Origin of the sequence: Desulfobacter vibrioformis DSM 8776, from assembly GCF_000745975.1 — a bacterium.
In the GTDB taxonomy this organism is placed as follows: Bacteria; Desulfobacterota; Desulfobacteria; order Desulfobacterales; family Desulfobacteraceae; genus Desulfobacter; species Desulfobacter vibrioformis.
The window spans coordinates 21,378-32,935 of sequence record NZ_JQKJ01000034.1; the positions used below are offsets into that span (position 1 = coordinate 21,378).

General features: G+C 50.0%; 13 protein-coding genes. 8 read left to right on the forward strand and 5 right to left on the reverse strand.

Going from position 1 to position 11,558, the window contains the following annotated elements; all coding sequences use genetic code 11:
* Positions 1-37 precede the first annotated feature (37 nt).
* From Q366_RS16740 to Q366_RS21630, 4 genes are read right to left on the reverse strand one after another with little or no spacing between them, the layout of a single operon-like run.
* Positions 38-388: an early set domain-containing protein gene (locus Q366_RS16740; RefSeq protein ID WP_035241083.1), complete on the reverse strand. Its 351-nt coding sequence runs from the start codon at positions 386-388 to the stop codon at positions 38-40.
* The gene (locus tag Q366_RS16745) at positions 385-936 is read right to left on the reverse strand and encodes a glycogen-binding domain-containing protein (RefSeq protein WP_035241084.1); all 552 of its coding nucleotides are present in this window, start codon (positions 934-936) and stop codon (positions 385-387) included. Before Q366_RS16745 ends, Q366_RS16740 begins: the two co-directional genes overlap by 4 nt.
* On the reverse strand, positions 936-1,433 hold the full coding sequence (locus Q366_RS16750; RefSeq protein ID WP_169742985.1) for an RNA polymerase sigma factor: 498 nt from the start codon (positions 1,431-1,433) through the stop codon (positions 936-938). The genes Q366_RS16745 and Q366_RS16750 overlap by 1 nt, the downstream gene beginning before the upstream one ends.
* Positions 1,423-2,211, reverse strand: coding sequence for a hypothetical protein (locus tag Q366_RS21630; RefSeq protein WP_035241090.1), 789 nt, complete (start codon positions 2,209-2,211; stop codon positions 1,423-1,425). The genes Q366_RS16750 and Q366_RS21630 overlap by 11 nt, the downstream gene beginning before the upstream one ends.
* 467 nt (positions 2,212-2,678) lie before the next feature.
* Between Q366_RS21630 and Q366_RS16760 the strand changes: the two genes are divergently transcribed.
* Genes Q366_RS16760 through Q366_RS16795 form a run of 8 tightly spaced genes read left to right on the forward strand, consistent with a single transcriptional unit; the run spans position 2,679 to position 10,601 of the window.
* Positions 2,679-3,371, forward strand: a complete 693-nt coding sequence (locus Q366_RS16760) for a GTP-binding protein (RefSeq protein WP_245619992.1) — start codon at positions 2,679-2,681, stop codon at positions 3,369-3,371.
* Between the two features lie 6 nt (positions 3,372-3,377).
* Positions 3,378-4,214 (forward strand): ATP-binding cassette domain-containing protein, encoded by an 837-nt coding sequence (locus Q366_RS16765; RefSeq protein ID WP_035241095.1) that lies wholly within the window; start codon positions 3,378-3,380, stop codon positions 4,212-4,214.
* A complete protein-coding gene (locus Q366_RS16770) occupies positions 4,166-5,065 on the forward strand; it encodes an ABC transporter substrate-binding protein (RefSeq protein WP_084691877.1) in 900 nt (299 codons plus the stop codon). The genes Q366_RS16765 and Q366_RS16770 overlap by 49 nt, the downstream gene beginning before the upstream one ends.
* Positions 5,066-5,104: 39 nt before the next feature.
* On the forward strand, positions 5,105-5,701 hold the full coding sequence (locus Q366_RS16775; protein WP_035241100.1) for a class I SAM-dependent methyltransferase: 597 nt from the start codon (positions 5,105-5,107) through the stop codon (positions 5,699-5,701).
* Positions 5,702-5,735: 34 nt separating this feature from the next.
* A complete protein-coding gene (locus Q366_RS16780; RefSeq protein WP_245619993.1) occupies positions 5,736-7,640 on the forward strand; it encodes a TonB-dependent receptor plug domain-containing protein in 1,905 nt (634 codons plus the stop codon).
* A 10-nt stretch (positions 7,641-7,650) separates the two neighbouring features.
* A complete protein-coding gene (locus Q366_RS16785; protein ID WP_035241118.1) occupies positions 7,651-8,676 on the forward strand; it encodes a FecCD family ABC transporter permease in 1,026 nt (341 codons plus the stop codon).
* Positions 8,676-9,524 carry an ABC transporter ATP-binding protein gene (locus tag Q366_RS16790; protein ID WP_035241102.1) on the forward strand — a complete coding sequence of 283 codons (849 nt, stop codon included), beginning with the start codon at positions 8,676-8,678 and terminating at the stop codon, positions 9,522-9,524. The genes Q366_RS16785 and Q366_RS16790 overlap by 1 nt, the downstream gene beginning before the upstream one ends.
* Positions 9,525-9,548: 24 nt before the next feature.
* Positions 9,549-10,601 carry an ABC transporter substrate-binding protein gene (locus tag Q366_RS16795; protein ID WP_035241105.1) on the forward strand — a complete coding sequence of 351 codons (1,053 nt, stop codon included), beginning with the start codon at positions 9,549-9,551 and terminating at the stop codon, positions 10,599-10,601.
* A gap of 36 nt (positions 10,602-10,637) precedes the next feature.
* Here the strand turns inward: Q366_RS16795 and Q366_RS21635 are convergent.
* Positions 10,638-11,558: tetratricopeptide repeat protein (locus Q366_RS21635; RefSeq protein WP_084691879.1), on the reverse strand; the 921-nt coding region annotated here is incomplete at its 5' end.

Sequence of the window (11,558 nt, forward strand, 5' to 3'; positions counted from 1 at the left end):
TAATCATTTAATCATTTCCGGCACAACAGAAGAGATATTATTCTGTCGTGCCGGACACTGTTTCAACCGCTGGATCAAAAATACAATTCCTGGAACCGAAATCATCACTTTCCTGCAGATGGCATGCAGGCGTCACTGGCTGACCGTCAACAATATAAAAATAAGAAAAAGAACCACCGGCAGGCAGGCGAACCTCCCAGGCACCGGATACGTTCCGGGCCGGGACCGCTTTAAAATTATTCAGGCTTGATACAAAAAAGACCTTTTGAGCGGCAGGCTTCTTCAGATACAGTACCAGTTCACTCTTCCCCAGCCTGTAATAGTGTGTACGACTGCATCCCGCCAGGATTAAGACCGTTAAACAAAGGGTGAGCAGGCACTTCATCATATGGACATCCCGACATTTAATATGGAATTCACGCCGCCAAAATCATCCAGTTCTTTTCCCGGGATGGTTGGATCAGCAATCTGCGTATCTCCGTTTAAAATATAGGCAAACCGGTATTCACCGGAGGGAAGCGGAATGCGAATTTCCCAGTAGCCGCTGTTTCCGATGGGATCTAACGCGATTTTTTTCCATCCGTTGAACGACCCTGCCAGTTCTACCTGCCTTGCCCCGGGCTGGTAAAGAACAAATCGGCTGGCAACAAGCGGCGGTTTTTCAATGTGTGGGGAATAACCGCTGAAAAAGTAGACCAATACGGCCAGAAAAGAACATGCCAGAACATATCCCATAGGTCTGATGGCTTTTGATATTAAACTCCTGAAGGGTTTGGGCCCCAATGTTGACAAATGGGAACGCAGGGCCTGCTCCTGTTTAATCAGATCGCGGGTAATCCTATAAAACTGTTCATCCTCTCGGATGGTTGTTATAAACACCTGTTTATCCTGCAGGTTCATTTCATCGTCGATATACATACTGGAAAGATGTTCCATTATTCTTCCTCTTTAAGCAGATCCATGAGCCGGAGCCTGGCCCGATGAACCTTGACTTTGACATTGCCTTCACTTAAGCCTAAACGCTTTCCAATCTGCCGATAGGTCCGGTTTTGCGAAGAAACCATAAAAAGCAGTTCCTGGTCCTGGGGATTAAGTTGCACAAAGGCCCGCGTTATGCCTTCTGCCTTTTGTTTTTCGATCAGTTGTTTTTCCGGTGTTTGGTCCGAGACCTGTTCGATGTCATCTGCAACGGTCTGCCTTTTATTTCTCCTGGCTGAATCAAAAGCCGTATTTCTGGCTATGGTATAAAGCAACGCGCGGCTTTTTTTTCGATCACGGTAACTGGAAAAATACCGGGTAAAACTTTCCTGCATAACATCCAGTGCGTTCTGATAATCGCCTGTCAGCTGAAATACATAGGCCGTGATCCGGTCTTTGTACTTCTGGTAGAACCGGTCAAAGGATAAGCTGTGCGGTTCATTCCTATCGGCCATGTCCGCCTGAGCCGCCACCGCCTTTTCCACCGCCACCGCCTTTTCCTGATCCGCCCCGGCCGCCTGAACGACGTCCCTGGCTACCGCCTGCGTTTGACTTTTGATTTCCTTCAAGTTGATGCCTTTCCTGGTTCTGTAACCGGGTCATTTCTTTCTCTGACAGTCCGTTTTTCACAGCCGTGGTCAATACATTTTCAATGGTGCCGGATCTTACACCTCGTCTCGCCATGGTCCGGGCAACCTGCATGGTCCGAATCGCTGTTTCCGGAGCGACATGGCTTTTTTTTGCCTGTTCAGAAATTTTATTGGAAAGGTTTGTTATATCATCGGGTTTCATGCCGGAGGCAAGGCATCCGGCAATCACATCGGTTAGCCCGTCTGTGTTTTGCCTGGCCTGCTTTAATTCCTGGGAAATCTGATTGCCGTATGCATACCTGCCTGCCACAGCCCGCATAGCCCTGACCACCTTTTCGTCTCCAACCCCCTTGGCCATTCCCTCCATGGCTTTTTCCATCAGGGGCTCATGGGGAAGGCCTTGGTTGACACTCGTTGTCAGCAGCTCTCTGGCCTGGTTTTGCATCTCATTGGAAAATTTATTTTGCACCATCGCTGTGAGCATTTCAGCGGCAGCAGACTCAGAAATTCCTGCTTTTGCCAACTGTCGAGCCTGTGTCCGGATTTGTCGAGCTTCTTCAGTGGAAAGTATTCCGGAATCTGCCGCACCTGCGATGGTTGTCAGGCCGGATAATAAAACTAAAATGATTATAATGTATTTCATGCCACCCCTTTTTGATTTCAATTCATTTGACCTTTACTGTTGTTATAACGGGCAGACCAACCAATGGTTACACTCTATCTTTTCAGGGTGCAATTCAATAATTTAGGTTTTGGCCTGATCACGGGTATTTTGCATAAAAAGTCAAAATGTGGAATTCATAACCACTTGATTTTATAGGACCTGAATTTTATGATTTGCCTGCTATCTTGCCCAAAAGGGTCAAATCTAAATTATCGGTTTGCACCCTCTTTTCAAGACGCATCAACCATATCTCTATCCTTGGTAATCGTCCATATCGAACAAAAGCTTAGGCTTTAGTGTTGACACTCCCCAAAAATGTATGATACCGATATCCAAAATTGTAGTTTTTAAATTATATTTAAATTTTATTGACGACATCATGGCATAATATCTCAAGCCGGTCGTCTGTATTTTTTTATATGAAAAGCCATGAGGAGAAGAATTCCTTGTCCCTAGTATTTGTTATTGTAGCCGGCCCGCCATCCTCCGGGAAAACATCCGTGATGATGCAGGTTATCCGCCATCTGCAGCAGGACAGCCTTCAGGTTTCAGCATGCAAGATTGATTGTCTTGAAACCTCAGATGATGCGCGTTACCGCAGTCTTGGCATTCCGGTCTGCGTTGGGCTCAGCGACTATCTTTGTCCGGATCATTTTTATGTGGCCAACCTGGAAGAGGTGTGGGACTGGGCAGAAAATCAAAAAACCGATGTGCTGATTCTTGAAACCGCAGGGTTGTGCCACAGATGCGCCCCTGCGGTTCAAGGGTGTTTAACCGTATGCGTAGTCGATAATCTGGTGGGGCTTGATACGCCTAAAAAAATTGGCCCGATGCTGAGTACGGCGGATATCATCGTCATCACCAAAGGCGACGTTGTTTCACAGGCGGAAAGGGAGGTCTTCAGCCATCAGGTGGAATGTGTGAACGATAAAGCCCGCGTCATCCATATCAACGGTCTGAATGGCCAGGGTTCCCTGGGTTTAAAGAGGGACATCTTGAAAATGAGCCCGCTCCAGGGCATTACCGGCGGACAGTTGAGATACCCCATGCCGGCGGCCATATGTTCCTATTGCGCCGGAGAGACGATTGTCGGAAGCGCTTACCAGATGGGCAATGTCAAAAAAATTGATTTTAGGTAAGAACAGATGAAACTGCGAAAAATAAGTATCCTGGGAGGACAGGATAAGGATGCAAATCCCGAAAACATCCGGCGTATAGATATTCAGACAGGAGAGGTCGTTGCCGTTGTCGGCCCCACCGGATCAGGAAAGACCCAGCTGATATCCGATATTGAACAATATGCAGACGGCGCATCCCCCACAAGACGCACCATCCTGATAAACGACCTTGGGCCGGACAGCAACGGGCCAAATAAAGCATTCAGGCACCTGATGGCAGAGGTTTCCCAGAAAATGAACTTTGTAATGGATTCCTCTGTGGCCGCGTTTTTACGCAAGCACGCCAGGGTACGCGGCATTGAGGACATTGAAAAGCGTGTTGCAGATGTGCTTGGGCTGACCAATGAACTGGCGGGCGAGCCGATCTCCATGGCGGACAATCTGACCCTGTTGAGCGGCGGGCAGGCCAGAGCACTTATGGTGGCGGATGTGGCGCTTATCAGCAATGCGCCCGTAGTGCTCATCGATGAAATCGAGAATGCCGGTATCGACAGGCTCAAGGCCCTTAACATTCTGAAAGGCCAGGGCAAGATTGTACTGGTTGTGACCCATGACCTGACCCTCACCTTGATGGCTGATCGCAGAATCGTCATGAAAAACGGAGGGATGTGCAAACTTCACCGGCTAACCCGGGAAGAGAAGAGGATTGCAGCCGAGCTGGCAGCCATTGAAGCTGATATTTCCCGCTTGCGTAATTTGATCAGACGCGGCGATTCCATTGAAAAATCAAAAAACAATAAGGAGAAAGCGGTCCTATGGCGAGAATTTTGCTCCACTGCCCACTTAACATCAGCCGGTCTTTAGTTCAGATGATGGAAGAATTTTGCCGGGAATTCAATGAGAAGCACAACATTGAGGTGACCATCGAAACCCAGCCCCACCGCCCTTCGGAAAAAAGTCTGTTTGAGGCATGTGTGGAAAAAGATGAGATGCCCGATTTAACAGTGGGACATGTGGATGATTTTGCAGATCTTCCCCCGGGCTACCTGGCCGGGCATTTCAAATCCATTCCCGGCCGGTTCCCCATAAGAAAAGAACTCGCGGATATGGGGTGGACAGATCACAATGGATATTTTCATCCGTTTGTGGTCATTCCCTTTGCCATCTTTTACAACCAAAACAGTCTTGGGAAAAATGATATCCCGCGGCTGTGGGAGGATCTGCTGGATGAGCAATGGGCGGGCAAAATTCTTATGCCCGATGCGTTCCGCATTGTCTCCCTTGTTGTAAAGGCGTTCATGAAAACGGATTTCCCGGAAGACTTTGACAAAATGAAGACAAACTTCGTTCACCAGGGAAGCCCCATGGAAGTGATCACTGCCGTGGATGAAGGCCGCTATCCCATCGGTATCACCAATATTGCCTTTGCACGCATTTCCAAACAGAAAAATACCCGCATCATATGGCCGGCAGATGGCCTGTTCTGTATGCCCCAGGTCATGGTGTGGAGCCGTAAGGCAGCGGACCCGCTGTTTGAAATAGGCGATTTTCTCATGTCCCGGGAGGTTCAGACATACCTTTCCCTTCAAAGCTTTGTGCCGGTTGCACCGGACATCCCCATGCACAAACTTGTAACGGACAACCAATGCAACCTGCGCTGGAAAGGATGGCACTCTTTTCTGGAGGCATTAAAGGGGCGGCGGTCAGCTGTTTGACTCGGGGTTTAGCCTAACTTTTATGAAAGGAAAATGGATATGCAAACACATGGATATTCGCAGTTGGCTCCCGTATATCCCCTGATCGCCCAGCAGATCGTGGATGACTATGGGATTACGGAAGGCATATGTCTGGATATTGGTACAGGTCCCGGCTATGTGGGCATTGAGCTTGCAAAAATCACCAGACTGGAAATGTATTTTATAGACGACAAACAAGAGGCCCTGGACAAAGCGAAAAAAAATGTTTCAGGATGCGGTCTGGACAATCTGGTCCATTTTACAAGGGCAGATGTTTGCGAACTGCCCTTTGGGGATGGCTTTGCCGATCTCATCGTCAGCCGGGGTTCCCTGTGGTTCTGGGATAATCAGGTCAAAGGGCTGCAACAGATTCACCGGGTATTAAAACCCGGTGGTATAGCCTTTGCCGGAGGCGGTTTGGGACGGTATTCCCCTCCTTCCATGCATAAGCGCCTGAAGGGAAAAGGACGCAGGAAAATGGAAAAAGAGGGAAAGGGTAATTTCCTGAATGGTGAAGGTCTCAAAGCGTTGTTGAAAAAAACGGGATTGGATGGTTGCCGGGCCATATCGGATATAGAGGGAGAAGATGAGACCTGGATTGAGATGAGAAAATAGCGGGGTTTGATTTGAAGAGATGATGATGAAGATAATGAAGACAATGATTGTTCCTTGTATCTGTTTTGCTCTGTTCATACCTGAAAGCGCCGTATCAGGCGGAATCCAGTCCAATGAGAATAGTTCCAAAATCCAGGACATGGTTGTAACGGCAACCATGACGGAAAAAAGAATAAAGGACGCGCCGGGTTCGGTGGAGGTGATCACGGAACAGGAGATCCTTGAGATGAATGCGGATACCGTTGCCCAAGCCCTTGAAGAGGCAACAGGACTTTTGATGACCACGGAAACCGGGCGGATGATGCGGCCCAGTATTCGCGGTACGGGCAACAAACACACCCTGGTGTTGATGGACGGACGGCGGATCACTTCCGGGTTCAAGGATCTGACGGGACTTGAGCAGATTCCCGTGGATATGATCGACCATATAGAGGTGGTTCGCGGCCCGGTATCGGCGCTTTACGGCAGCGATGCCATTGGCGGTGTGGTCAACATCATCACAAAGAAACCCTCAAAAGCATTAACCATGGGAGGAACGGCCAAATATGGCCAAAGCACATATGGCGATGGAGATGAAGCTGCAGCAAGTGCATATGTGGGGAACTCAATGGGGCGCTTCGGGTTCCTGGTGGCCGGAGGCTACCGCAATAAGGACGGGTATGATATGGACGGTGTTACCCCGGATGACGGTGATGCCATTGGGATGAAATCTGCGGGTGGCCGGTTTTCATACCAACTCACCCAAGGCCACGATCTTCTGGCGGGATTCGAGGCAGTTGACCGGAATTTCAACGGGCTCAGAGATCTTCAGAATCTTGACCGGGGAAGGGATACCAACGACCGCAGGCTGAACTATTTCCTGGAATATGACGGGAAGATCGCCCCTGAATCCTCCCTGATGCTGCGGGCAAATCGTTCCTGGCATGACAATGAGATTACGATTGATCCACCGACCTCTGAAATCATTGGGAGCATTGGAGATGAATCCAATGCAGAGCGGACACTGGATCAGCTGGAAGGCCGGTTTACCTCCCTGGTTATGAAAAAGCATCTGCTGACCATGGGCACGGAATACCTAAAGGAAAGCCGGGAAGATGACACAGATCTTGACGATAGTGTGGAAACCTTGAGTATCTATGCCCAGGATGAGTACCGGATTTTTGATCCGCTTTACATGGCATTGAGTGCGCGCTGGGACCATTACTCTGATTTTGGATCGGAATGGACCCCCAGACTTTCCATGACCTATGCCATTCTGGACAACCTGAGATTAAAAGGAGCCTGGGGCATGGGATTCAGGGCCCCGGGGTTTCTTGAGCTGTATATCCCCACCTATATGAGTCAGGGAAAGGTGATCTACGAGCCCAATGCCGGTCTTGAACCTGAATCCTCACAGAGCTATGAAATCGGCATCCAGGGTGAGTACAAAAATTTCCAAGCCGGCCTAACCTGTTTTAAAACCGATATCGATGACCTGATCGAAGCGGTTTATTATACGTCAACCGGTTCCGGGAAAAATAAAAAAGACTATTACCAGTACCAGAATATCGCTGAAGCCGCCATCTGGGGCGTTGAGTTTGAATGCAGCCTTAAACTGCCGGCGGGGTTCACGTTATCGGGCAATCTGGCCTATCTGGATACCGAGGATAAAACCACCGGTGAAAAATTGGAAGGCCGTCCGGATTACAAAGGCTCTGTAAAGCTTGCCTATGCATACCTGCCCTTGGGGATTCGCGCGAATGTCCGTGTGACCCATATCGGTGAGCGTTACTATGCCGACGAAGACCAGGACAGGATGACCCTGGTCGATGCGTATGTGTCCAAGGATGTAACAGACCGCTTTCAAATCTTTGCCGGGGTGGATAATCTGTTTAACTCCGGAAAAGACAATTATGAGGAACCGGAGTTCTTTTATTGCGGAATTAGATTCAGCTATTAAAAAAGGAACCATGATTTTACCTGAAAAGACAGTTGTTTTGATGCCTTTGCTCCTGTTTCTGCTTTTTGCAGCAGCGGTTGTGTCCCTTTCCCTGGGCCGCTATCCCGTCACATGGAGTGACATATATGATTTTTTTACCGCTGTTTTGTCCGGCCAGAGCCTGGCAGGTTGTCGAAAGCTTCAGATTCTGAAAAATCTTTTTATCGATATCCGTTTGCCGCGCATTGTGGCTGCCATGCTGGTGGGGGCCTCTCTTTCCGTGTCAGGTGCGGCGTTTCAATCCATGTTTATTAATCCCCTGGTATCACCCGGCCTTTTGGGGGTACTGGCTGGCGCCTCTTTTGGGGCAGCGCTTGGCATGGTCACCACCAGCACCTGGTTCGCTGTCCAGATCAGTTCTGTTGCCTTCGGCCTTGTGGCGGTTGCCGCCGCTGTCGGGATGGCAGCGATCTACCGGGGGGACCGTCTGTTAATGCTGATTTTGGGCGGCATTATCAGCAGTGCGCTGTTTACATCACTTCTGTCCGTGGTGAAATATCTGGCAGATCCCTATAGCCAGCTTCCTGCAATTGTTTACTGGCTCATGGGCGGTTTTTCAGCAATAGATGCAGAAACCGTGTGGGCCGTATGCATTCCCATGGTATCTGGCATTGTGGTTTTAATTTCCCTTGCAAATTACCTGAACATTTTAAGCATGGGCGATGAAGAGGCCCGTTGCCTGGGGGTGAATGTGCGCCTGATCCGCATGATGATGATTTTTCCGGCCACCTTGATCAGTGCTCTGACCGTGGCCCTGGGCGGGATGATTGGCTGGGTAGGGCTGGTCATCCCCCATATCGCCCGCATGCTTGTGGGGCCGGACAACCGGAAATTATTGCCGGCATCGGCCGTTATCGGTGCCATTTACCTGCTGGTGGCGGATGACATCTCAAGGCTTGCATTCACCGTGGAAATACCCATTGGTATCCTGACCTCCCTGGTGGGAATTCCTTTTTTCGCCCTTATTCTGGCAAAATCAAAGAAAGGTTGGAATTAATGAGTTTTATCTGCATGGATCATGTCACCTATGGATATGGCAACACGCCGGTTTTAAACGACATCAACCTCTGCTTGGGAAAAGGAGAAGTCGTCTCTCTCCTAGGACCCAACGGAAGCGGCAAGACCACGCTTTTGAAAGTCCTGCTGGGACTTTGCCGTCCCCAAAATGGAGAGGTGCGCCTTGAGGGACGCCCTGTCCGGCAAATCAACGCCAAGGCCCTTGCCCGGCGGATGGCCTATGTGCCCCAGACCCATAAAATTTCCTTTGCTTACCGGGTAATCGATGTGGTGCTGATGGGCAGAATGCCCCATAAGCCCTTCTTTTTCCGGTATTCAACACAGGATGAGGCCCAGGCCCTTAAGGCCCTGGAGCAGCTTTCCATTGCCCATCTCAGGAACCGTCCCTATACCGAGGTGAGTGGCGGGGAGCGCCAGTTGACCCTGATCGCCCGGGCCCTTGCCCAAGGGGCTGACATCCTTGTGATGGATGAACCTGTAAGCGGACTGGATTACGGCAATCAGATCCGCCTGCTGGCGCAGATAGCCACTTTGGCAGACCATGGATACACCTTTATCAAAACCACCCATTTTCCGGAACACGCCGTCTGGATATCAGACCGGGTCGTAATGCTCAAAGGGGGCAAGGTCCTGGCAAATGGCCATGCCCCGATGGTCGTCAATGAGGAGAATCTGTATCTTCTTTACAATACGGATATTGGCATGGCGGATCTTGATGAAGGCCTAAGGGTCTGTGTGCCCCGGAATATGCTGGGCCACTTTAAAAAAAGAAAGCCGGTTGATTCTTTCAATTATTTTACCCCAAACCCGTTGAAGCAAGTCATTTAAACCGTTCATTTTTCAGGGAATGATATGAAAGTATATACAAAACCCAACGTTATTTTCATTGCAACGGCTGTTTTTATCTGGTGGTGCGGTTTTTCCTCTGCCGGGCAGATTACGGATATGCATGGTCGAAAGGTTGAGGTACCGGATGAGATCCATACAGTATATGGAACCAGCCCCCCTGTTACCTATATGCTTTATGCCATTGCCCCGGAACTGATTGCCGGCCTTAATATCCCCTGCAGGGAAAAGGAAAAACAATATCTGCCGGCCCGGTTGCAAACGCTTCCGGTGGTCGGCGGATGGTTTGGCCAGGGACGGACACCCAGCCTGGAAACGCTGATGCAGGTAAATCCGGATGTTGTTCTGGCATGGTATATAAAAGATTCTCCAGCCTGCCGAAAAACAGAGGAGATGCTGATTCCCATGGGGTTTTCGCTGCTTTACATCTCTTTGGACAAACTGGAAAACTATCCTGAAACCTTCCGGTTTCTGGGACGCCTGCTCCACCGCGAAAAACGGGCAGCAGCACTTGCAGACTATGCACAACAAACCCTGGATAAAATCAAGGCAGTACGGGAGTCCATACCTGAATCCGATCAGGTATCTGTTTACTATGCCGAAGGCATGGATGGTCTGAGTACGGAGTGTGACACCTCTGTCCATGCCGAGCTTCTCGGGCTATGCGGTGGAAAAAATGTCCACATCTGTCCCTCCCGGACCATTTACGGCAAGGAAAAGGTCTCCATAGAGCAGGTAATGCGTTACGCGCCGGATGTGATCGTCTCAGAGGAATACGGTTTTTATGACGCAATATTTCAGGACCCGCGATGGCGGAATATTCCTGCGGTCCAAAACCACCGGGTTTACCAGATCCCCAATTCTTCTCTGAACTGGCTTGACCGCCCTCCTTCCTTCATGCGATTTCTGGGGGCCAGATGGCTGCTCAATAAATTATATCCTGAAAAATATGATGTGGATATTGTAGATGAGACCCGAAGATTTTATAGCCTTTTCTTGAATTTCAAGTTAGATCGGCAAGCGGCTGAAGACATGATAGAAAGGAAATCTTTGAAGTGAGGGAATCGGTAAAATCAAAGGACCGGGGTATCTGTCTTAATGTTCCCCTGCCGCCTGCATGGCCCGGATCTGCCCCAGGGCAGCCAACGCCGCCGGTTTTTCCCTGGGGCTTTTACAGGCAAGGGAAAAGGCCTGTTTTGCCTTTTGGGGGGCATCGCTGCTCAGGGCGGCATATCCGGCCATGAGCCAGGACCGTCCCGGCGAGGACCCGAGACCGGCCAGCTCCTTGTAGGCGATATATGCGGCTTTGTATTGTTTTTCCCGGAACAGCAGGTCTGCCTTAAAGGCCAGAAGCCGTGCATCACCCCCCTGGGCAAGGCCCTTGTCCGCCCATTTAAGGGCTGCCTGGCAATCCCGGCCCTGCTGGTAGGCCCGGGCCAGGGCAAGGATATGGTCTGTCATCTTTTTCCTTCCGGCACCGGACAGGCCTTCCGGGTCTTTTTGAACTTTTTTCAGCCACGCTTCATACACCCTGGCTGCTTCCAACGGGATGTTGCACCCGGCGTACAGGTCTGCCAAAAGCTTGGTTTCGGATGCGGACAAGGGGGTTGTGAAACTGTAGATCATGAACGCTTCAAGCCCTTTTTCAAGGCAGTTCTTATTCAAATGGATGTTGGCCAAAGCCCGCCACCACTTGGGCGCTTCCGGTTCCTGGCGGGTCAGTGTGCGGGCATAGGACACAGCCAGTTCATCCATGCCAAGTTCCATGTACTGGTACAACAATACCTCCTGCCAGGTCCGCTTCTTATCGCCCTTGGATTTGGCAGCCAGCTCCTTAAGATACGGCAGGGCCTGGCGGTTTTTTTTCAGGGCAAACAGGATATTGACCAGAACCTCTTTTTTCTCAAGGGTCACGTCGGCGGGATGGTTTTTCAGCAGCCGGTTAAAGGTATCCAGGGCATTTGGATAATCAGCATTAAAATAATAACATGCTGCGGCCTGATAGAGATACACCCC